Origin of the sequence: Burkholderia sp. AcTa6-5 (assembly GCF_017815075.1) — a bacterium.
GTDB classification, from domain to species: Bacteria; Pseudomonadota; Gammaproteobacteria; order Burkholderiales; family Burkholderiaceae; genus Burkholderia; species Burkholderia sola.
Map to the genome: position 1 here is coordinate 1 of NZ_JAGIQE010000024.1, position 21,993 is coordinate 21,993.

22 protein-coding genes are annotated in these 21,993 nt (G+C 66.9%); 9 read left to right on the forward strand and 13 right to left on the reverse strand.

Annotated elements, in window-relative coordinates; translation table 11 throughout:
- The first annotated feature begins 91 nt into the window (after positions 1-91).
- A complete protein-coding gene (locus tag J8I33_RS26645) occupies positions 92-625 on the forward strand; it encodes a DUF3574 domain-containing protein (protein ID WP_124637735.1) in 534 nt (177 codons plus the stop codon).
- 83 nt (positions 626-708) lie between these two features.
- On the opposite strand, the gene J8I33_RS26650 is transcribed toward J8I33_RS26645, so the two are convergent.
- Positions 709-3,231: a penicillin-binding protein 1A gene (locus tag J8I33_RS26650; protein WP_050013304.1), complete on the reverse strand. Its 2,523-nt coding sequence runs from the start codon at positions 3,229-3,231 to the stop codon at positions 709-711.
- Positions 3,232-3,684: 453 nt separating this feature from the next.
- On the opposite strand from J8I33_RS26650, the gene J8I33_RS26655 reads away from it, so the two are divergent.
- From J8I33_RS26655 to J8I33_RS26670, 4 genes are all read left to right on the forward strand, one after another.
- Positions 3,685-4,365, forward strand: coding sequence for a PspA/IM30 family protein (locus J8I33_RS26655; RefSeq protein ID WP_050013305.1), 681 nt, complete (start codon positions 3,685-3,687; stop codon positions 4,363-4,365).
- Positions 4,366-4,455: 90 nt separating this feature from the next.
- Positions 4,456-5,637, forward strand: coding sequence for a tetratricopeptide repeat protein (locus J8I33_RS26660; RefSeq protein ID WP_050013306.1), 1,182 nt, complete (start codon positions 4,456-4,458; stop codon positions 5,635-5,637).
- A 241-nt stretch (positions 5,638-5,878) separates the two neighbouring features.
- Complete coding sequence (gene mscL, locus J8I33_RS26665; protein WP_050013307.1) at positions 5,879-6,310, forward strand: large conductance mechanosensitive channel protein MscL; 432 nt, start codon at positions 5,879-5,881, stop codon at positions 6,308-6,310.
- A gap of 333 nt (positions 6,311-6,643) precedes the next feature.
- Positions 6,644-7,090, forward strand: a complete 447-nt coding sequence (locus tag J8I33_RS26670) for a hypothetical protein (RefSeq protein WP_006488003.1) — start codon at positions 6,644-6,646, stop codon at positions 7,088-7,090.
- A 66-nt stretch (positions 7,091-7,156) separates the two neighbouring features.
- On the opposite strand, the gene J8I33_RS26675 is transcribed toward J8I33_RS26670, so the two are convergent.
- Positions 7,157-8,050 carry an NAD(P)-dependent oxidoreductase gene (locus tag J8I33_RS26675; protein ID WP_124630793.1) on the reverse strand — a complete coding sequence of 298 codons (894 nt, stop codon included), beginning with the start codon at positions 8,048-8,050 and terminating at the stop codon, positions 7,157-7,159.
- A 146-nt stretch (positions 8,051-8,196) separates the two neighbouring features.
- Here J8I33_RS26675 and J8I33_RS26680 point away from each other — a divergent pair, with 146 nt between their 5' ends.
- Together J8I33_RS26680 and J8I33_RS26685 are read left to right on the forward strand one after the other, a co-directional pair.
- Entirely contained in the window at positions 8,197-8,406 is a 210-nt protein-coding gene (locus J8I33_RS26680) for a dodecin (RefSeq protein WP_011549586.1), read from the forward strand.
- A 221-nt stretch (positions 8,407-8,627) separates the two neighbouring features.
- Positions 8,628-9,557 carry a LysR substrate-binding domain-containing protein gene (locus J8I33_RS26685; RefSeq protein ID WP_006478550.1) on the forward strand — a complete coding sequence of 310 codons (930 nt, stop codon included), beginning with the start codon at positions 8,628-8,630 and terminating at the stop codon, positions 9,555-9,557.
- 101 nt (positions 9,558-9,658) lie between these two features.
- On the opposite strand, the gene J8I33_RS26690 is transcribed toward J8I33_RS26685, so the two are convergent.
- A complete protein-coding gene (locus J8I33_RS26690) occupies positions 9,659-11,071 on the reverse strand; it encodes an 8-oxoguanine deaminase (protein ID WP_209939441.1) in 1,413 nt (470 codons plus the stop codon).
- Positions 11,072-11,576: 505 nt separating this feature from the next.
- On the opposite strand from J8I33_RS26690, the gene uraH reads away from it, so the two are divergent.
- Both uraH and J8I33_RS26700 read left to right on the forward strand, forming a co-directional pair.
- Positions 11,577-11,930, forward strand: coding sequence for a hydroxyisourate hydrolase (gene uraH / locus J8I33_RS26695; RefSeq protein ID WP_089435183.1), 354 nt, complete (start codon positions 11,577-11,579; stop codon positions 11,928-11,930).
- A 53-nt stretch (positions 11,931-11,983) separates the two neighbouring features.
- A complete protein-coding gene (locus tag J8I33_RS26700; RefSeq protein WP_124637739.1) occupies positions 11,984-13,177 on the forward strand; it encodes a urate hydroxylase PuuD in 1,194 nt (397 codons plus the stop codon).
- Between the two features lie 108 nt (positions 13,178-13,285).
- Here the strand turns inward: J8I33_RS26700 and J8I33_RS26705 are convergent, their stop codons facing one another.
- From J8I33_RS26705 to ldcA, 10 genes are all read right to left on the reverse strand, one after another.
- Positions 13,286-13,696 (reverse strand): ACT domain-containing protein, encoded by a 411-nt coding sequence (locus J8I33_RS26705; protein ID WP_050013311.1) that lies wholly within the window; start codon positions 13,694-13,696, stop codon positions 13,286-13,288.
- A gap of 150 nt (positions 13,697-13,846) precedes the next feature.
- Positions 13,847-14,215, reverse strand: a complete 369-nt coding sequence (locus J8I33_RS26710; RefSeq protein WP_245172427.1) for a Rid family hydrolase — start codon at positions 14,213-14,215, stop codon at positions 13,847-13,849.
- A gap of 148 nt (positions 14,216-14,363) precedes the next feature.
- The gene (locus tag J8I33_RS26715; RefSeq protein WP_124630795.1) at positions 14,364-14,876 is read right to left on the reverse strand and encodes an ureidoglycolate lyase; all 513 of its coding nucleotides are present in this window, start codon (positions 14,874-14,876) and stop codon (positions 14,364-14,366) included.
- Complete coding sequence (alc, locus tag J8I33_RS26720; RefSeq protein ID WP_089467694.1) at positions 14,873-15,886, reverse strand: allantoicase; 1,014 nt, start codon at positions 15,884-15,886, stop codon at positions 14,873-14,875. The genes J8I33_RS26715 and alc overlap by 4 nt, the downstream gene beginning before the upstream one ends.
- Positions 15,887-15,961: 75 nt before the next feature.
- Positions 15,962-16,483: a 2-oxo-4-hydroxy-4-carboxy-5-ureidoimidazoline decarboxylase gene (gene uraD / locus J8I33_RS26725; protein ID WP_050013316.1), complete on the reverse strand. Its 522-nt coding sequence runs from the start codon at positions 16,481-16,483 to the stop codon at positions 15,962-15,964.
- Positions 16,480-17,433 carry an allantoinase PuuE gene (puuE, locus tag J8I33_RS26730; protein WP_050013317.1) on the reverse strand — a complete coding sequence of 318 codons (954 nt, stop codon included), beginning with the start codon at positions 17,431-17,433 and terminating at the stop codon, positions 16,480-16,482. Before puuE ends, uraD begins: the two co-directional genes overlap by 4 nt.
- A gap of 147 nt (positions 17,434-17,580) precedes the next feature.
- Positions 17,581-18,372 carry an aspartate/glutamate racemase family protein gene (locus J8I33_RS26735; protein WP_209939442.1) on the reverse strand — a complete coding sequence of 264 codons (792 nt, stop codon included), beginning with the start codon at positions 18,370-18,372 and terminating at the stop codon, positions 17,581-17,583.
- A 10-nt stretch (positions 18,373-18,382) separates the two neighbouring features.
- Positions 18,383-19,867, reverse strand: a complete 1,485-nt coding sequence (locus J8I33_RS26740) for an NCS1 family nucleobase:cation symporter-1 (RefSeq protein WP_209939443.1) — start codon at positions 19,865-19,867, stop codon at positions 18,383-18,385.
- Positions 19,868-20,016: 149 nt separating this feature from the next.
- Positions 20,017-20,721 (reverse strand): GntR family transcriptional regulator, encoded by a 705-nt coding sequence (locus J8I33_RS26745; RefSeq protein WP_124637744.1) that lies wholly within the window; start codon positions 20,719-20,721, stop codon positions 20,017-20,019.
- A gap of 307 nt (positions 20,722-21,028) precedes the next feature.
- Positions 21,029-21,967 carry a muramoyltetrapeptide carboxypeptidase gene (gene ldcA, locus J8I33_RS26750; protein ID WP_124554628.1) on the reverse strand — a complete coding sequence of 313 codons (939 nt, stop codon included), beginning with the start codon at positions 21,965-21,967 and terminating at the stop codon, positions 21,029-21,031.
- Positions 21,968-21,993 lie beyond the last annotated feature (26 nt).

Sequence of the window (21,993 nt, forward strand, 5' to 3'; positions counted from 1 at the left end):
GGTCATGAACACGATATCTCTAACGCACCGCCCGCAAAGCCCGTTTACACCGTTCCCAAATTCAACAGCCTGCTAGGGTTATCCCCAGATTATGTTGACAGCCCTGTTGATAACCCGCCGGACCCGCACGCAAGTGGTTGAGCGCGCAGCGTTTTGCGCGCGCGAAGGTCGATCGTCACGAAATGGGCAGACGCGGCGGCTGGCCGCATGCTCGATAGCATTCGCGCTGCTCGCCGGTTGCGCGGCACCGCCCTCGCCCACCTCCCACGCGCAACCTGCGGCCTGCACGCAACCGGGCGAAAGCCGCATGCTGCAGGCCGACCTGCTGTTCGGGCGCGACGTCGCCGGCCGCGGCCCCGTCACCGATGCCGAACGCGCGGCCTTCCTCGCCGACACGGTCACGCCGCGCTTCCCCGACGGCCTCACCTACTGGGACACGCACGGCCAGTGGCGCGACCGCTCGAGCGGCGCGATCACGCGCGAAGACAGCTTCGTGCTCCGTATCATCGCCGACGATACGCGCGACACGCGCACGCGGCTCGCCGCGATCCGGCAAGCGTACGTCGAGCGATTTCACCAGCAATCGGTCGGCATGACCGTCGTGCCGGCCTGCGCGTCGTTCTGATTCACCGTCTTCCGCTGGCGGCCGCGCGCAAAAAAACGGGCACCCGAAGGCGCCCGTCGCATGGCTGAAGCCCAGCGTCCCGCTTATTTGCTCTCGAACATGTCCATGATCTGCTGCTTCTCCTGCGGCGTGACGGGCGGCGGCGCCAGCCCGGCCGCGCCGGCCGAACCGAGTGCGTCGTTCGCGCTGATCGCGTTCTCGGCCGGGTTGATGTCGACGTTCGCGACGAAGCCGTTGCCCGGCGTGCGATCGGCGTAGTACAGCTCGCCGTCGATCGTCGTCAGGCCGTCCGGCATCGGCATCTGCTGCTCGGGCACGCCGTTCAGCGCGGTGCGCATGTAGTTCACCCAGATCGGCAACGCGAGCTGTGCGCCGAATTCGCGGCTGCCGAGGCTCTTCGGCTGGTCGAAGCCCATCCACGCGACCGCGACGAGCGATTGCTGATAGCCGGCGAACCAGCCGTCCTTCGCGTCGTTCGTGGTACCCGTCTTGCCCTGCAGGTCGTTGCGGCCCAGCGCGTTGGTGCCCGCGCCCGTGCCGCCCGTCGCGACCGAATGCAGCAGGCTGTTCATCACGTATGCGTTGCGGCCTTCGATCGTGCGCGGCGCCGTGCCGCCCGCGACCACCGGCTGCGACTTCTGCAGCGGCTGGCCGCGCGCGTCGTCGACTTCGGCGATCAGGTACGGATCGACCTTGTAACCGCCGTTCGCGAACACCGCGTAGCCGGTCGCGAGCTGCAGCGGCGTCACGAGGCCCGCGCCGAGCGCCATCGGCAGGTACGGCGGCGTCTTCGCCGGATCGAAGCCGAAGCGCTGCGTCACGTACTGCTGCGCATACTGCGTGCCGATCGACGCGAGGATCCGGATCGACACCAGGTTCTTCGACCGCTGCAGGCCGGTGCGCATCGTCATCGGGCCGTCCGGCTGGTCGTCGTCCTTCGGCTCCCACGCGGTGCCGCCCGGCACGCTCGGCGGGAAGTACAGCGGCGCGTCGTTGATCATCGTCGCCGGTCCGAGCCCCTTGTCGAGCGACGCCGAGTAGATGAACGGCTTGAACGACGAGCCCGGCTGCCGCCACGCCTGCGTCACGTGGTTGAACTTGCTCTTGTTGAAGTCGAAGCCGCCGACGAGCGAGCGGATCGCACCGTCCTGCGGCGCGATCGCGACGAGCGCGCCCTCGACCTGCGGCAGTTGCACGACCTGCCAGCCCGTCTTGCCGTCCTTCAGCACGCGCACGACCGAGCCCGGCTTGATCCGCAGCGCGTTGTTCGCGCGCGGGCTCAGCGCGGCCGACACGAAGCGCAGCCCGGCCGGGCCGATCGTCGTGGTCGCGCCGCCGACGAACTGCACCTCGACCGCGTTCGGCGATGCCGACAGCACGACCGCCGATTGCAGGTCGCCGTTGTCCGGGTGGTCGGCGAGCGCGTCGTCGATCGCCTCGTCGCGCTCGTCGCCGGCCGCGGGCAAGTTGATCGACGCTTCGGGGCCGCGATAGCCGTGACGGCGCTCGTAGTCGAGAATGCCGCGACGCACGGCCTGATACGCGGCTTCCTGGTCGGCCGAATTGATCGTCGTCGTAACGGTCAGCCCGCGCGTATAGGTTTCGTCCTTGTATTGCTCGTACATCATCTGCCGCACCATCTCGGCGACGTACTCGCCGTGCACCGCGTACTGGTTGCCCGGCGTGCGCACGTGAATCTCTTCCTTGATCGCCTGGTCGTACTGCGGCTGCGTGATGTAGCCGATGTCGAGCATGCGCTTCAGGATGTATTCCTGACGCACCTTCGCGCGCTTCGGATTGACGACCGGGTTGTACGCGGACGGCGCCTTCGGCAGCCCCGCGAGCATCGCCGCTTCGGCGACCGTGATGTCCTTCAGGTCCTTGCCGAAGTACACGCGCGCCGCGGCCGCGAAGCCGTACGAGCGCTGGCCGAGATAGATCTGGTTCATGTACAGCTCGAGGATCTGGTCCTTCGTCAGGGCCTTCTCGATCTTGTACGCGAGCAGCATCTCGTAGATCTTGCGCGTGTAGGTCTTCTCGCTCGACAGGAAGAAGTTGCGCGCGACCTGCATCGTGATCGTGCTCGCACCCTGGCGCGCGCCGCCGTGCATCAGGTCGGCCACGCCCGCGCGCAGAATGCCGAGGAAATCGACGCCGCCGTGCTCGTAGAAGCGGTAGTCCTCGATCGCGAGCACGGCCTTCTTCATCACGTCGGGAATGTCCTGGAAGCGCACGAGGCTGCGGCGCTCCTCGCCGAACTCGCCGATCAGCACGTGATCGGCGGTGAAGACGCGCAGCGGCACCTTCGGCTGGTAATGGGTCAGCGCATCGAGCGACGGCAGTTGCGGCGCCATCACGACCAGCGCGTAGCCGACGATCAGCGCGCCGACGACGGCCAGCGTCGCGAACAAGCCGACGAACCACAGCGCGACGCGCGAGCCGAACGTGCGGCGGCGCCCTCCGCCACCGCCACCGCGCTGCTGCGCGCGGCGGCCGTCGTCGCGATCGTCGTCATCGGGGTAATAGGCCCCGGACGGCGAACGGCGCAGCGTGTAGTGGGGTTCGTTCCTGTCGGAAGAAGAAGGCGGTCGTTTGATAATTGGCATGTCGGAATGGCGGGCGTACGTGGCGCCCTCGGACGCATGCGGAAATGCAAGCGGATGAATCAGAGTGGGTGCATCGAGATGCGGCTGTCACGTCGACAGACCCCGCCGCGCGGCGATCCGTTCCCGCGACGTGACAGCGCATTTTAATGAAATCGACCGGGTGCCTTCGCGATTTTTTGTAAAAATTCCCGCAATGCCGTGATTTGCGGCACGTATTGTCGGCATCCTCGGCCTATGATGGACACGCAATACGGCGCACGCAGGCGATTTTCTTTCAGTCGCGAAAGGTTGGCGTCCCGATGCGCGAGCCGCTTGAACTCGCGCGTTTAAGCCGTATTTAAGTGAACCGGTGGTGTAATATCCGCCGGCTCACGCGGGCCGGAACCGAAGCGGGACCGGCTCGCGACGGGCATTGCCGCGGTCACGCGGCGCCTTTCAACCACGGAGGATTTCATGTCGCTTTTCGACTCTATTTCGCGCACGATCAAAGGCCTGCTGAACGATGCGGCCGATTCGGTACAGGATCCGTCGCGCGACGCACGGCAGATCGTGCGGGAGCTCGACGACAGCATCGGCCGTGCCGAGAATTCGCTGATCGAGATCGAGGCACAGGTCGCAACCCAGCGCAGCAAGCGCGATGCGGCCGACGACAAGGTGAAGAAGTACGAGGACGGCGCGAAGCGCGCGCTGCAAGGCGGCGACGAAGCGCTCGCCCGCGAGGCGCTCGCGGCCCAGTCGAACGCGGAAGCCGAGCGCGATGCGCTCGCGGCCGAGCTGGCGACGCTCGAGCCGTCGGTCGACAAGCTGAAGGGGCAGATCGCCGACATGCGTCAGCGCCGCAACGACCTGAATGCGCGCTCGAACATCCTGCAGGCGAAGCAGGAAATCGCGCAGGCGAAGGACGTGGCCGCCAGCGCGCTGGGCGGCATCGGCGGCAAGAACCTGTCCGAGGATTTCCAGAAGCTCGAGGACAAGGTCGCGCTGCAGAACGCCCGCTCGGACGCGCGTCTCAATTCGGCCGACACGTCGAGCGGCAAGGCGCTCGACGACAAGCTCGCCGCGCTGAACAAGGGCCCGTCGGTGGAAGATCGCCTCGCCGCGCTGAAGAAGCAGCTCGATACGCCCGCGCAGTAACCGCCGCCGCGGGCCACCGCGCCGCGCCCCGGCCCGGGCGCGCGGCGCGAACCGATCGTCAGGAGACGGGCGCATGCGCCCGGTTCGACCATGAAGAAATCTCTCGCCGCACTCGGCCTGTCGCTGATGTTGCTGTCGTCCGCCGCGTTTGCGGTCCCGTCGCTTCAGCAGGTCGAGCAGTCGATCGCGCAGCGCAACTGGCAGCAAGCCGACACGCAGCTGTCGCAAGTCATCGACGCCCATCCGAACAACGCGCATGCGCGCTATCTGTACGCGCAGGTGCTGGACCGCGAAGGCCGCGCGTCCGACGCGCTCGCGCAACTGCAGCGCGCGAAATCGCTCGATCCGCAATTGAAGTTCACCGACGCGTCGCGCTTCGCGCAGACGGAGTCGCGCATTCGCGCCGACGCCGCGCGCGTGAGCGGCAACACGCCGTCGGCCACGCAGGCCGGCACGCTGCAGCCGGGGCTCGCCCCCGCCGTCGCGCCGGCCGAAAAACACGGCCCGTCGACCGGCATGTGGATCGGCCTCGGGCTGATCGTCGCCGTGATCGCGCTGGTGCTGCGCTGGACGCTGCGGCGCGCGCGCACGGCCGACAACGGCCGTGCCGACGACGAACGCCGCACGCAGCTCAAGCGCGCGACCGACGTGCTGAACGACATCCGGCCGCTGAAGCTCGATGCGAAACTGTCGACGGCGCCCGGCGCCGCGGCGCTGACCGGCGAACTCGAAGCGATCGAGAACGACGCGCGCACGCTCGTCGAGACGCTGTCGAACGGCAAGAATCCGGTGCCGCCGTATCGCGTCGATGAACTCGAACAGCGCCACGCGAGCGTGAAGGCGCGCGTCGAAGGCCGCCCCGACCCGGCCGCGCAGCCCACGGCGCCAGCGAACGGCAGCGGCTCGGTGTACGCGCAGGAAGCCGACCGCATGACGGGCGCCCAGGGTCAGCCGTATCAGCAGCAGCCCTACCCGCCGCAACCACCGTATCCGCAACAGCAGCCGCCCGTCGTGATCCAGCAAGGTGGCGGTTTCGGCGGCGGAATGGGCGGGCTCCTGACCGGCGTGCTGCTCGGCGAAGCGATGTCCGGCGGCCGCGAGCGCGTGGTCGAACGCGACGTGATCGTCGACGGCGAAAACCGTCGGCAGGACACCGATCCGGGCTTCGACCTCGGCCGCGGCGACGATTCGAGCTGGAGCGACGGCAACAGCGGCGGCAGCGGGATGGATCTCGGCAGCAACGACGACGGCTGGACCGACGACAACACCTGAGTGAGTACGGGTGCACCGGGTGTCGACCTGCATGTCGACGCTCGGCCACGCACGCCACGCGCTGCGGCATGACCGGCCGCGCCGACGCGCGGATTTGTCAATCATTTCAAGATGGGCTACCGGCAATAGGGCACGTTCGCTATCATGCGGCCATCGGCGTGCCACCGACCTTCATTCGACGCAAAGCAATCCTGCGCGTCGCGGCACGCCTCCCCCCGCCCCAACCAGGAGAAAGCCGCTCATGAGCATCATCAAGGAATTCAAGGAGTTCGCCGTCAAGGGCAACGTGATGGATCTCGCCGTCGGCGTGATCATCGGTGGCGCGTTCTCGAAGATCGTCGACTCGGTCGTGAAGGACCTCATCATGCCGGTCATCGGCGTGCTGACCGGCGGCCTGGATTTCTCGAACAAGTTCGTTCTGCTCGGCACCATCCCGCCGTCGTTCAAGGGTAATCCCGATTCGTTCAAGGACCTGCAGGCCGCGGGCGTCGCCGCATTCGGCTACGGCTCGTTCATCACCGTGGCGATCAATTTCGTGATCCTTGCGTTCATCATTTTCCTGATGGTGAAATTCATCAACAAGCTGCGCAAGCCGGACGAAGCCGCGCCGGCCGCGACGCCGGAAGACATCGTGCTGCTGCGCGAGATCCGCGATTCGCTCAAGCAGCGCTGACCGCGACACGCTCCGCCAGCCAGGCCCGCCCCGCGCGGGCCTTTTTATTGCGCATGCGATGCACCGCCGCATGCGGCGTATCTCACTTTTTTGTGACGAGCGAATGCACGCGCGGGAAAAGCAGGTCTATGATGGAGACTAAACGACAGTACGGGCGCCAAGACGCTGGCTGTGTCGATCATGGCGAGCAGGTCGACGGGAGACATTGATCGTCGTACTGCACGAATGCAGCATTTTCGTGTGCTATAAAGGATCGACATGCGGCGTACATAGCCGGGAGTGGGTCGCATGAAAGTGCCGCATTTCTTGCAATTGTTTTTGAGGCGAGTGTTTATGTCCTTCCCGAAAAAACGTCGGCGTGCGCCGCAGGATGGCCAGGAGTCGTTCCTCGCGGTCTTGCGCCACTCGAAGCCGTTTGCCCAGCTCGACACCAAGATTGCCCGCGCTCGCGCGCAGGACGAACCCGTCCTCTATGCGCACGTGCTGCCGGGCCTCGACGTGCTTCTGTGCAGCGTGCGCGGCGCGCAGCCGCCCTATCCGGCCATCGCCGAGCTGCGCAAGCGCTGCATCGAATCGATCGCGAATGCGCTCGAGCAGCCGCTCGACGGCCTCGAGAACGGCGGATACTGGTACGAAGCGAACGGCTTCGGCTTCCTCGTGTTCGCCAGCCGGGCGCGGGCGCGCATCCTGCCCGAGTTTGGTGCAGGCACGAAGGCGAGCCTGCGCGGCGGCCTCGGCCGTCAGAACGCGGGCGACACGACACCCCGCTCGCTCGGCTGATCCGCCAGTCATTCGATGGGCCGCCTCCGGGCGGCCCATCTGCCATTCACACGCCCCGCTTGCCCGTCACGACGCCTGCTGGCGGCCGTTGCCCGGCCGCACGATGTCGATGAACGCGGCGAAATCTGCGCCGGCGAGTCCCTGCGCGGCGCCGAGCCTGAGCACCTGCTGCACGGTGGCCGACACGGGCATCACCGCGCCGGTGTCGCGCGCGGCGTCGGCGATGGCATCGACATCCTTCTGGAACGTACTGAGCGCGCCGATCGGCGGATGACCGCCCGACGTCATGCGCGGCACGAACGTCTGCAGCAGCACCGAATCGGCCCAGCCGCCGGCCAGCGCCTCGGCCAGACGCGCGGCGTCGATGCCGCTCGCCTGCGCGAGGCCGACCGCCTCGGCGATCGCGGTGACCGTCGCGGTGACGATCGCCTGGTTGCACAGCTTCGCCGTCTGGCCCGCGCCGGCATCGCCCATGTGCGTGATGCGCGACGCGTACGTGTCGATCAGCGCGCGCACCGCGTCGAGATCGGCCGCGCGGCCGCCGGCCATCACCGCGAGCGTGCCGGCCTGCGCGCCCGGCACGCCGCCGGACACCGGCGCATCGACCCAGCCGACCCCGAGCGCGGCCGCGCGCGCCGCGTAGTCGCGCGTGGCGGCGGGCGGAATGCTCGAATGATCGACGATGCGTCGCAGGCGGCGCGCGTTCGCGTCGCCGGAAAGCAGCCCGTGCTCGCCGAACACGACGTCGCCGACCGCCCGGCCGTCGAGCACGCACACGAACACCGTCTCGATGCGCTCGGCCAGCTCGTGCGGCGTGCCCGCCACCTGCGCGCCGTCCTTCACCAGCGCGTCGGCCTTGTCGCGCGAGCGATTCCATACGCTCACGCGATGCCCGGCCGCCAGCAAATGCCGAATCATCGGCGCGCCCATCAATCCTGGTCCGCAAAATCCGACTTCCACGATGCGCCTCATCTCCGATATGGGTTGCAGTTGCCGCCCATCATACCTATCACTCAAGAAGCCGGGCATGCACGGAACCGTAGCGGAACCGCTTCGGGACCGCGCGTTGCCCCGGCAATACAGACCGATATCCCAGGGAGCGCATCATGAGCGACCACGTGTACAAGCTGATCGAACTGACCGGTTCGTCGCAGCAATCGAGCGACGACGCGATCCGCAACGCGATCTCGAAAGCCGGCAAGACGCTGCACAACCTGCACTGGTTCCAGGTGACCGAAACGCGCGGCCACATCGAAGGCGACCAGGTCGTGCACTGGCAGGTCACGCTGAAGGTCGGCATGCGTATCGACGACTGACGCGCCGCACGCGCCACGCGACGCCCCACCACCGGATGCGTGCAATGCGCATCCGTGCGGCGCCGCGCTCGCCTGCATTTCGCCCCGTTCCGGCCCCTTGTCGAGGCCCGGCCGGCGGGTAGCCGCGGGTATCCATCTCTTGACGCTGATTTTCGTTCATATTAAAAACGATATACCCATCCCATCCCTCGATCAGCCCAGCCATATAAACCGGAGATAACATGAGTCAGCAACGCGAGGCGATCGACACGTACCTCTTGCGCGTCTTGCACACCTTGTTGATGGAGCGCAGCGTCACGCGCGCGGCCGTCAAACTGAACCAATCGCAACCGGCGATCAGCGCCGCGCTGCGCCGCCTGCGCGACATCACCGGCGATCCGCTGCTGGTGCGCGGCAAATCCGGCATGGTGCCGACCGAATACGGGCTGCGCCTGCTCGAGCCCGTGCAGAACGCGCTGCGCGAAATCGAGCGCATCAAGTTCCAGCAGCACAACTTCGACCCGGCCACGTCGATCCGCTGCTACCGGATCGGCTGCCCCGACTACCTGAACGTGCTGTTCGTACCGACCGTCGTCGAACGCTTCCGCCTGGCCGCGCCGAATGCGACGCTCGAGTTCCATTCGCTCGGCCCCGCGTTCGACTACGAGCTCGCGCTGGAAGACGGCAAGCTCGACATCGTCGTCGGCAACTGGCCCGAACCGCCCGAGCAGCTGCACCTGTCGAACCTGTTCGTCGACGAAATCGTCTGCCTGATGAGCAACACGCACCCGTTCGCGAAGCGCGGCGGGCTCACGCTCGACCAGTACCTGAACGCGCCGCATCTCGCGCCGACGCCGTACTCGGTCGGCCAGCGCGGCGCGATCGATGTGCATCTCGCGCGCGAACGGCTCAAGCGCCACGTGGTCGTCACGCTGCCGTACTTCAACCTCGCGCCTTACGTGCTCGTGAAGTCGGACCTGATCTTCACGACCACGCGGCTGTTCGCCGATCACTACGCGAAGTTCCTGCCGCTGTCCGTCGTGCCGGCGCCGCTCGACTTCCCGCCGATGCAGTACTACCAGCTGTGGCACGAGCGCTGCCATTACTCCGACGAAGTGCGCTGGCTGCGCAGCCTCGTCGCCGAGGCCACCCGCACGCTGATCGAGGCGTAATCGCATACGGCGCGCGCCACGCGCGCGCCGGGCACGCCGTTGCGCGGCGGGTGTGACGGCAACGGCCGCGCAACGTGCGGCGCGACCTCCCCGCCGACGCGTCAGCGCGACGCTTCCACGAGTGCTTGCGCCAGCGCGTTGTGACGCTCGATCACCGGCGGCAGATCGAGCGTCGCAAGGCGCCCTTCCCGCACCACCACCTTCCCGTTCACCACCGTGTACGCCGTCTGCGACGGCGCGCAGAACACGAGCGCCGCGACCGGATCGTGCAGCGCGCCCGCGAACAGCGGCTGACGCAGGTCGAACGCGGCGAAATCCGCGGCCATGCCCGGCTTCAACGCGCCGATGTCGTCGCGGTTCAGCACCTTCGCACCGCCGAGCGTCGCGATCTCGAGCGCTTCGCGCGCAGTCATCGCGTCGGGCCCGAAACCGACCCGTTGCAGCAGCAGCGCCTGGCGTACCTCGGCCACCATCTGCGCGCCGTCGTTCGACGCGGAACCGTCGACGCCAAGCCCGACCGGCACGCCCGCGAGCCGCATCTTCTTCACCGGCGCGATGCCGGACGCCAACCGCATGTTCGAGCACGGGCAATGCGCGACCCCCGTGCCGGTGCGCGCGAACAGGCCGATGCCCGCATCGTCGAGCTGCACGCAGTGCGCATGCCACACGTCGTGGCCGACCCAGCCGAGATCTTCCGCATATTCGGCGGGCGTCATCCCGAACTTCTCGCGGCTGTACGCGATATCGTTGACGTTCTCCGCGAGGTGCGTGTGCAGCGACACGCCGTATTCGCGCGCGAGCACGGCCGCGTCGCGCATCAGCTCGCGGCTCACCGAGAACGGCGAGCACGGCGCGACCACCACGCGCAGCATCGCGTAGCGGCCGTCGTCGTGATAGGTCTCGATCAGGCGCTGCGCGTCGCGCAGGATGTCGGGCTCGCGCTCGACGACCGAATCGGGCGGCAGCCCGCCGTCGCGCTGGCCGACGCTCATCGCGCCGCGGCTCGCATGAAAGCGCATGCCGATCCGCTGCGCGGCGCCGATGCTGTCGTCGAGCCGGCTGCCGTTCGGGTAGATGTACAGATGGTCGCTCGACGTCGTGCAGCCCGACTGCAGCAGCTCGGCCATCGCGGTGAGCGTCGACACCTCGATCATCTCGGGCGTCAGGTGCGCCCAGATCCGGTACAGGTTCGTCAGCCAGCCGAACAGTTCGGCGTTCTGCGCGGCCGGCACCGCGCGCGTGAGGCTCTGGTACATGTGATGGTGCGTGTTCACGAGCCCCGGGATCACGAGGTGGCCGCGCAGGTCGAGCACTTCGTCGGCCGTGTCGGGCAGCTCGGCGCTCGGGCCGACCGCGACGATCCGGTTGTCTTCGATGTAGAGCCCCGCGTCGCGCAGTTCGCGGCGCGTGTCGTCCATGGTCACGAGCACGTCGGCGTGCTTGACCAGCAGGGTCGTCGGGCGGGATGAGGAAGGGGTCGGCGCGCGTGCGCCGGCGTGCTGCTCGAGATTCATGCGTTCTCCGCGTCGGTCTGCCTCCAGGGGCTGTCCTGGAAGCGGTCACACAGCCGTTCGAACGCTGAATCGCGGCACGCCCCGGTGCCTGCGTCCGTTCGAACGCCCTGGCCCGGTTACCCGGCGTGCTCGCCGTCTTCGGGGTACGCGCGGCCACCGGCCGACGCGCACGGCGGGAGGATCGCCCAAGCGCGCGCCGCACACAATACACGATCGCGAATACCGTGCTTCAGGGATTCGGTATGGTACGCCGCCCGACGGCCCGCGCGTGCCCGGCATCGGTGCGCTCGGCCCTGTCCGGCGGGCCGTCGACAGCCGCTCATGCGCGGCGCATTATCTTCGATATCGCGCACGTATTTGCACGGGGAACCTTTTTACAATGCCTGCACGGCGCTCGCTTCACGCTCGCCGACGGGTATGTAGCCACGTGACGTGGAGCCTCGATCCGCCGCACAGTCATGGATCGAGTCGCCGCCGAACCTCGCATTCACACAAGGAACAACGAATGGGAAAGCTCACTACCCACGTACTCGATACGGCGCACGGTCGCCCCGGCGCCGCCATCAAGGTGGACCTCTACGCGCTGGACGGCGAATCGCGCCGCGCGATCAAGACCGTGCTGACCAATAGCGACGGCCGCTGCGACGAACCGCTGCTCGAAGGCGCGGCACTCGCCGCCGGCGAATACGAACTCGTGTTCCATGCCGGCGACTACTTCGCGGCGCTCGGCGTCAAGGTGCCCGAACCCCGCTTCGTCGACCGCGTCGTGCTGCGCTTCGGCATCGCCGACGTCGGCTCGCACTACCACGTGCCGCTGCTCGTGTCGCCGTGGTCGTACAGCACTTATCGCGGCAGCTGACATTCGAATCAGCGCCTGCATCAAGACAAACGATCTGAGTCTGGAGGAGTTTCATGGAAGGCTTCATCACCGACTGGCTGAACCTCGCACTGCGATGGCTGCACGTCATCGTCGCCATTGCGTGGATCGGCGAGTCGTTCTATTTCGTCGCGCTCGACAACAGCCTGAAACCGCCGACCGACCCGAACCAGCGCAAGCGCGGGGTGTTCGGCGAGCTGTGGCACGTCCACGGCGGCGGTTTCTACAACATGCAGAAATACACGGTCGCGCCACCGGAAATGCCCGATGACCTGCACTGGTCGAAGTGGCCGTCGTACACGACGTGGCTGTCGGGCTTCACGCTGTTCTTCGTGCTGTACCTGCTTGCGCCGAACACGTACCTGATCGACAAGAACGTGCTCGACATGGGCCCGGTCGTCGCCGTCGCGTCCGCACTCGGCTTCCTCGCGGCCGGCTGGATCGTGTACGACTCGTTGTGTCGCCTGCTCGGCACCAACGACCGCGTGCTCGGCATCTGCGTCGGCCTGTACGTCGTCGCCGCCGCGTACCTCGCGTGCCACATCTTCTCGGGCCGAGCCGCCTACCTGATCGTCGGCGCGATGCTCGCGACGATCATGTCGGCGAACGTGTTCTTCGTGATCATCCCGGGCCAGCGCAAGATGGTCGACAAGATGCTCAAGGGCGAAGAACCGAACCCGATCTACGGCAAGCGCGGCAAGCAGCGTTCGGTGCACAACACGTACTTCACGCTGCCGGTCGTGTTCGCGATGCTGTCGAACCACTATGCGATGACGTACACGAACAAGTTCAACTGGGTCGTGCTCGTGCTGATCATGCTGGCCGGCGCGCTGATCCGCCAGTTCTTCGTGATGCGTCACCGCGGCAAGCAGCTGTGGTATTTGCCGATCGGCGGCGTCGCGCTGCTGTCGGGCGCGCTGGTATGGACGATGCCGAAGCCGGTCGCGCCGGAAGCGCAAGCGGCCAACGCACCGAAGATCGCGATTCACGACATCATGCCGATCCTGCAGCAACGCTGCGTCGAGTGTCACTCGGCCAAGCCGACGCTGATGGGCAGCGCACCGGCGGGCGTGATGTTCGATACGCCGGACGAAGTGTCGAAGAACGCGCAGCGCATCTACGACCAGGCCGTGCGCCTGAAGGCGATGCCGATCGGCAACGTCACGCACATGACCGACGACGAGCGGACGAAGCTCGCCGCCTGGTTCGAGGGCGGCGCGGTCAAGTAAGCCGCCCGCCGGGCGCCGGAAGTCATTCGCCGGCGCCATTCTCTCCGTTCGCGGGCCCGGTCACACGGGCCCGTTTTTTTGCCCACGCGGAGGAATGCCTTTCGCATGTCAGCCGCGCATCGCGTCGCGCTGCAGTGCGACGAGTACATCGCGTGCACGCGGGCCGTCGACGAACGGCACGAAGATGTGATCGTGGTAAGCGGCGGCCATCACGTTGCAGCTGATGCCGGCCGCGCCGAGCGCCCGCGCGAACGCGGCCGTGAGGCCGACGGCCGCGAGGTCGGAATGCACGGTCAGCGTGATCCACGCGGCGCGGAACAGCACCGGCCAGCCGCGGCGCGCGGCCGTCTCCTCGTCGACCACGACCGTCACCCCCTCCGCTTCGCGGAACGTCGCAATCACTTCGGATAACGATACGTCTGCGGCGTGCGGTAGCGCGATGAATGCGAATGCACCCGGATGCAGTTCGGGCTGCATCGTGCGCAGCAGGACCGCGAGGTCGTTTTCAGGCTGGCTCATCGGAAGATCGCGCCGGGAACCGGACGTCATGTGGTGGCGATGCGGGCACGATAGCACGCGCTACACGTGCACCATCGCGACTTCGTCCGCGAGCGCCGGCGCGGGCGCCACGTCGACGCTCACGTCGAACGGTCGCACGAGGCGCCCCGCTCACCCGTCGACCGCCTCCGGCAACCGCGCGATCGCCTTGATCTCGAACTGAAACCCGTACAGCCAGGTCACGCCGACGGCGGTCAGCGTCGGATGCGGTGCGTCGCCCCAGTATTCGGGGACGATCTCCCAGACCCGCTCGAACGTCGCTTCGGGGTCGACGAGGAACACCGTCACGTCGACGACATCGTCGAACGTGCAGCCGGCCGCGCGCAGCACCGCATTCAGGTTGTCGAACGCGCGACGAACCTGCGCGCCCAGTTCCGGCTCGGGCGAGCCGTCCTCGCGGCTGCGTTCCCGCCGAACCGGCACGTCAGCGCGAAGCTGCGCGTGTTCGTCGACTGGGTCGCCGAGCTGATGGCGCAGCATGCGCCGGTCGCGAATCGGCAGCGCGGCGGCAACGGTTCGCGCAATATGCGCAAGGTCGCGGCAACCTGATTCGCGAGCGAGCCAACGAGTGCATATAAAAAAACCGCGCAGGCCGCGCGGGTTTCGACAGACGGACGATCAGCCTGACTCAGGCCGTCACCGCATCGAGCGCATCCTCGGTGAGCCACAGCGACTCCTGCAGATCCTGCTCGTTCAGGTTCAGCCCGTCCCCGCCGCGATCGACGACGATGAAATCGCTGACGCCACCCAACGCGATCAGCGGGTGATGCCACACGCCCTTCGCATAGTTCACGCCCTGCCAGCCGCTCGTCACGAACGCGCGGATCTTCGCCGGATCGAGCTCGCCCGCGGGCGCGACGACGACGAGATACGGCCGGTCGTTCAGCGGCACGAACGCCTGGCTGCCGAGCGGATGCCGCTCCAGCATCTTCACTTCGAACGGCAGCGTGCGCGGCTGGCCGCGGAACAGGTTGACGAGCGGGCGGCCGCCCTCATCGGTCACGTCGACTTTCGCGAGATCGTGAAAGCGGATCGTCGTGCCAAGGTTGATCGGGATCTGCTTCGCCCCTGCCGTTTCGATCACGTCGCCGAACGGCGCAAACGCTTCCCTGGTCAGCGGTTCGATGACAAGCGTCTTCATTTGTCGAGCGTCCCCCACAGACGCAGGCGCGACACGCCGCCGTCCGGAATGATGTTCAGTCGCACGTGCGTGACGGGACCGAGCGACGCGATCTCCTGTTCGAAGTAGTGCTGCTTGTCCATCTGCAGCTTCTGTTCGCCGAGCAGCACCGGCCAGAACATCGACTGCGTGATCAGCGAGCTGTCGGTGCCGCCCGATACATACGCGGCCTGGATCGAGCAGCGATCCGGGTAGTTGCCCTTGAAGAACGCGGTATCGACTTCGATCTTGCGGATCACGCCCGGCTGCGCGAGCGCGATGATCGCCCAGTCGTTGCCCGGCTCGCGGCGGCGGCGGGTTTCCCAGCCGTCGCCCATGTTCACGCCGCGGCCCGGCAGCAGCAGGTTCGACGCGACGCCGAAGTGCTGGTTGTTCGCCGCCACCACGTAACCGCCGTTTTCCATCGCCGCGAGGTCGAACTGCTCGGTCGCGCTCGCGCCGGCCCAGTCGAGCTGCGGCTGGCCGTACACGCGCAGGCGCGCGATGCCGCCGTCCGGATAGATGTTCACGCGCAGATGCGTGAACGCGCGCGCGTCGCTCGCTTCGACGTAGTGATGGCTGTTGCCTTGCAGCGTCGTCGACGGGACGATTTCGACCCACTCGGTCGCGTGCGTCGGCGCGCCGTCGGCCACGAACGCGGCCTCGATCGATGCGGCCGGCGGGAAGTTGCCGGTGAAGTGGCTCGTGTCGATGTCGAAGCCCTTGATCACGCCCGGGCGCGCAAGCTTGACGATGCACCAGTCATAGCCGGTCGTGCGCTTGCGGCGCGTTTCCCAGCCGTCCATCCACTTGCCGTGGTCGTCATACTTGCCGGGGATGAAGACGGCCGGCTCGGGGTTCAGCATCCGGTCCTTCGGCGCGAAGAAATCGTCGCTGGCCTCGAGCGCCTGCGCACCGAGACGCGGGTCGGCAAGATTCACGTAGCGCCGCGTGAAATCGGGTGCGTTCGGATCGAGAAGCGGAACAGCCATGATGTTTCCTTGTTTCAGTGAGACGATCGGACCGCCGCGACGCAGCGGGCCGTATTGCGGTGTCAGGCGGCGGTGTCAGGCGTCGATCAGGTCGTCGAGGCGAAAGCGCGCGATCCGGTAGATCTGGTCAAGGCTCGCACGCAGCTCGTCGTCGCGCGAATGATTCACGCGCGACTCGAAGTTTGCGATGATGCCGTGGCGGTCATAGCCGCGCACCGCGAGGATGAACGGGAAGCCGAATTTCTCGCGATACGTGCGGTTCAGCGTCAGCAGCTTGTCGAATTCTTCCTGCGTGCACTGGTCGAGGCCCGCGCCGCTCTGCTCGCGGGTCGATTCGGCCGTCAGCTCGCCGCGCACGGCGGCCTTGCCGGCCAGCTCCGGGTGGGCGTTGATCAGCGCGAGCTGGCGCGCTTCGCCGCCGGTTTCCACCGCGTCCGACATCGTCTCGTGCAGCGCGTCGATGCTCGCGAACGGCCGCTTGCCCGCGGCGACCTCGGCCACCCACGGCGAATGTTCGAAGATCCCCGACAGCGCCGCGACGAATGCGCTCGGCGCCATCGTATTCAGTTGTTCCAACGTGTAGCGCATCGCCTTCATGCTTTCCCTTCGTTTCGATGATTGGGCTGATACGGATGATGTTCACGCCAGTGACGCGCGATATCGACACGGCGCGTCACCCATACGCGATCGTGCTGCTCGATGTGATCGAGGAACCGCTGCAGCCCGCGGAACCGGCCCGGCCGGCCGAGCAGCCGGCAATGCATGCCGATCGACAGCATCTTCGGCGCTTCGTCGCCCTCCGCGTACAGCACGTCGAACGCGTCGCGCAGGTACTGGAAGAAGTGGTCGCCGGTGTTGAAGCCCTGCGGCGTCGCGAAGCGCATGTCGTTCGTGTCGAGCGTGTACGGCACGATCAGTTGCGGCGACGTGCGGCCGCCCGACACCTCGACGTCCATCCAGAACGGCAGGTCGTCGCCGTAGTTGTCCGAGTCGTACAGGAAGCCGCCGTATTCGGCGACGAGGCGATGCGTGTTGGGGCTGTCGCGGCCCGTGTACCAGCCGAGCGGACGCTCGCCCGTCACGCGCTCGATCGCTTCCATCCCGAGGCGCATGTGCTCGGCTTCGAGTTCCGGCGTCATGCTCTGGTAGTGAATCCAGCGCCAGCCGTGGCACGCGATTTCATGGCCGAGCTCGACGAATGCCCGCGCGAGCTCCGGATGACGCTCGATCGCCATGCCGACGCCGAATACCGTCAGCGGCAGCCCGCGCTTCTCGAATTCGCGCAGGATGCGCCACACGCCGGCCCGCGACCCGTATTCGTAGATCGACTCCATGCTCATGTGGCGGTCCGGATACGCGGCCGCGCCGACGATTTCGGACAGGAACTGCTCGGAGCCCGGATCGCCGTGCAACACGCAGTTCTCGCCGCCCTCCTCGTAGTTCAGCACGAATTGCACGGCGACGCGGGCGCGCCCCGGCCAGTTCGCCTGCACGGGATGGCGGCCGTAGCCGATCAGGTCGCGAGGATAGTTGGGATCGAGTGACATGGTTCGGAATGCAACGAGAGCGGGCTGGAATAATGGGTTCGCATCGACCGCGCGGTGCCGTGGGCCGGCCGCGCGAGCCGATGCGATGACGGCCCAGTGTAGCGAAAACGTTGATACGCGCCCATACAGCGGCGCAGATAGTGCATGTCAGACGGTGTGTATGTGCGGTTGCGGCAAATTCGGCGGAGGCTCCGCCGCATCCCCGCCCGGCGGGCTGAAGCGTGCGAATTCGCCGTCGTAGCGCTTCGGCAGCGGCCGCGCATAATCGCCGCGCTTCGCGGTTGCGAGTCGCAGCGCAACGAGCGCCTCGGCCCACTTCACGGCCGCCGTGACGCCCTCGACCACCGGCGCGCCGATCTGCTGCTCGATCTCGTGCGCGAATTCGGCCATCCCCGCGCAGCCGAGCACGATCGCGTCGGCGCCGTCCTCGTCGAGCGCGAGCCGGCATTCGTCGACGATGATCCGGCGCGCGGCCGAGCCGGGCCGGTCGAGTTCGAGCACCGCGACGTCGGTCGCGCGCACGTTGCGGCAGAACCGCTTCATCCCGTAGCGCTCCGCGAGGTGCCATGCCATCCCGCAGGTGCGCGCGAGCGTCGTGACGACCGAGAAGCCCGGCGCGAGCACGCTCGCCGCATGCATCGCGGCCTCGGCGATGCCGATCACCGGCCCGCGCGCAAGCTCGCGCGCCGCGTAGAGGCCCGGATCGCCGAAACACGCGATCACGTATGCGTCGCAGCCGTCGCGCTCGCCACGCGCGACCTCGGCAAGCAGGCCAGGCGTCGCGAGCGCCTCGTCGTAATAGCCTTCGATCGACGGCGGCCCCATCGGCGGACTCACGGCCACGATCTCCGTGCCGGCAGCCGCGACCTCGCGTGCGCAGCGGCCCATCGCATCGGTCATCCGCTGCGTCGTATTCGGATTGATCAGTCGGATCTTCATCGCATGCTCCTTACGCCTTCGCGCTCGCGAGCAGCCGATAGAACACGAAGCCGAGCCCCGCGCCGATGAACCACGAGAAATTCGCGAGGGCCTGCCAGCCCGGCACCATCACGCAGACAACCGCGATCACCGCGGCCGGCAACAGCGCGGCCAGCGCACGGTGGTTCACGCCGCCCGTGTACCAGTAGGCGCCGCTTTCCGACATCGTGTACAGGTCGTCGCGCACGAGGCGGCCGCGCTTGACGAGGTAGAAATCGGCGATCAGCACGCCGTACAGCGGGCCGATGAACGCGCCGAGCACGTCGAGCGTGTAGTGGATCACGGCCGGATTGTTGAACAGATTCCACGGCGTGATGAAGATCGATGCGACCGCCGCGAGCATCCCGCCCGCGCGCCAACTGATCAGGCGCGGCGCGACGTTCGAGAAGTCGAACGCCGGCGACACGAAGTTCGCGACGATGTTGATGCCGATCGTCGCGATCGTGAAGGTCAGCGCACCGAGGATCACCGCGGTCGGATGGTCGATGCGGCCGACCGTCGCGACCGGGTCGGTGATCAGTTCGCCGAACACCGGCAGCGTCGCGGCGGTAGTGATCACCGTGACGAGCGAGAACGCGAGAAAGTTGATGGGCAGCCCCCAGAAATTGCCGCGCTTCACGTCGCCGAACGAGCGGCAGTAGCGCGAGAAATCGCCGAAGTTCAGCATCGGCCCGGAGAAGTACGACACGACGAGCGACACGGCGGTGATCATCACCGGAATCACTTCCGCGCCGTGATACTTGACGCCGCCGAGATTGATGCCGATGTTGCGCCAACCCGCGCGCCATACCATGTATCCGGCGAGGATGAACATCACGACATAGACGGCCGGGCCCGCGAAGTCGATGAACTTCTTGATCGTCTCCATCCCGTTCCAGAACACGAACGCCTGCAGCACCCACAGCAGCATGAAGCCGGCCCAGCCGACCGCCGACAGCCCGAGGAAGCCGTAGCGATGAACGTCCGCATACGGCAGCCATTGCGGGAAGAATTTCAGCACGACGATCACGAGCGCGCTCGACGCGAGATAGGTCTGGATGCCGTACCACGCGATCGCGATCAGCCCGCGGATCACGGCCGGCACGTTCGCGCCGAGCACGCCGAACGTCGCGCGGCACGCGACCGGATACGGCACGCCGATCTGCTGGCTCGGCCGCGCGATCAGGTTGCACAGCGCGTTCACGAGGCCGATGCCGACGATCAGCGCGATCAGCACCTGCCAGCTTGTCAGCCCGAGCGCGAACAGGCTGCCCGCGAACACGTAGCCGCCGACGCTGTGCACGTCCGACATCCAGAACGCGAAGATGTTGTAAGAGCCCCATGTCTGATTCTTCAGGGGTGCCAAATCTTCGTTGTACAAACGTTCGCTGTAACCGTCCGGCAGTGCCGGACCGCCGCCCTCGCCGCCTTCTTCCGCCGGATAGGCGCTGTCGTGCGCCACACTGAACTGAGCCATGACTTCTCCTTGACGCGGCCGCAAGGCCGCTCCACCGTCATCGATATCGCTCCGGATCGTCGCCCGGAGTCGGACCCGCGGCCCGCGGCAAACACCGCGGGCCTGCATTTCGCTCGTTCTGTGGCGCGCGGCCGGGTTCGCGTCGCCGCTCAGGCGCCGCCGAACACTTCGCGCAAATCGACCTGCCCTTGCGCGGGCCGGTCCAGCATCTTCAGTTCGACATGCTGCAGGTGGCGCGCCATCAGCGTCACCGCCTGCTTCGGATCGCCCGCCTCCAGCGCGGCGAGGATCTCGTCGTGGTCGTCGCACGAGCACGGGCTGCGCCCGTGCGATTCGTACAGTGCCGACATCAGCGTCGAGCGTGCGACGAGCCCTTCGAGGCACTCGCTGAGCGTCGCATTGCCCATCAGCGTCGCGAGCGCCGTATGGAATTCGCCCGACAACCGGATCCATGCCGCGAAGTCGTGCCGCTCGAACGCCTTGCGTTCCTTGTCGATCAGCGCCGCGACGCCCTTCAGCCGCCTGGCGCCGGGGCCGGTCGCGAGCCGCTCGACCACGGCCAGCTCGATGATCCGGCGCATCTCGAACACTTCGTGCACGTCCTGCAGCGTCGGGCTCGCGACGAATGCGCCGCGGTTCGGCTCCAGATCGACCAGCTTGTCGGTCGCGAGCTGCGCGAGCGCCTGGCGGATCGTCCCGCGCTTCACGCCGAACACGTCGCAGAGCTGCGCCTCCGTCAGCTTCGCGCCGGGCGCGAGCCGATGCTCGAGGATCGCGGTGCGGATCCGCTCGGCGATCGCTTCGGGGCTGGCCGCACCGGACGGAGAGGAATCGGGCTCGTTCATGATCGGCATCGTGTGATGGTCCTCATCCTAGGGTGGACATAAAGATTGTCAACAATTCTTTTTCAGGATTTCGCACAATCGGCGTGCGCCGGGGCGTCTCCATTCGGTGCAGTGCGCACGAAATCCATGCATGGCAGTCCTGACAGGCAAGACGGGGGCCGTTCTCGTCGTATACCCGCCCGGTCATTTTGTTGACAAAAATGGTGCAAAAACGCGTGACGATCGTGTTGGTGTCGACGAAAAACGCGGACCGTTAGTTGCGTATCTACATAAAGAAAAAGGCGGGAAACCCGCCTTTCGATCGATCGCGCCGGCATCAGCCGAGATGCGGATAGTCGGACAACGTGAGCCGGAACCCGTGCGCATTCGCGACCAGTTGCGCCTGTGCCCCGAACGGCAGCGTCAACAGGTCGGGCACGTGACCGAACTGGAGCCCCGTGATGACCGGAATGCCCACCACCGCGCGCACCTGATCGATCATCGCCTGCATGTCGTAGCCGTTGTCGTACTCGAACGGCCGCGCGCCGGTGAACTGGCCGAGCACGAGCGCCTGCTGCCGCGCGAGCAGCCCCGACAGGTGCAGTTGATAGATCATCCGCTCGATCCGGAACGGCTGCTCGTTGACGTCTTCGATGAACAGGATGCCGCCTTCGATGTCGGGCATGTACGGCGTGCCGACCAGCGACGTGAGGATCGCGAGGTTGCCGCCCCACAGCGTGCCCGTCACGTTCACCGTCTGCACCTGCGGTGCGTCGGCGACGATCGTCGTGCTCGACTGCGTCAGCGTCTGCCAGAAATGCTGCATCGTGAAGTCGCTGGGCGTTTCCGCGCCGAAGTCGGCCGACAGCATCGGGCCGCCGAACGTCTTGATGCGCGCCTTCGCGTACAGCGCCAGTTGAATCGCCGTGAAGTCGCTGTGACCGACGAGCGCGACCGGCTGGTCGCGCAACCGGCGTTCGAGCCCGCGATAGTCGAGCCCGTGCAGGATGCGCGCGGCGCCGTAGCCGCCGCGCACCGCGAGCGCGATGTCCGGCAGCGGCCGCTCCGGATCGGCGAGGCGGTTCAGGTCGCCTGCCCGCTCGCCGTCGGTGCCGCCGAAACGCTGGAAGCGCCGCTGCGTCGCCTCGATGTTCTCGATGCGCTGCTGCGCGGTGCTGAGGCGCTCGAGCGCGCGGTTGATCGCGTCGGGGTCGTGCGGATAGCCGGACGGCGCCAGCAGGCGGATGGTGTAGGACGCGGCGGGCTGGAAGGACATGGCGAAAGGTGTCGGGATCGTCAAAC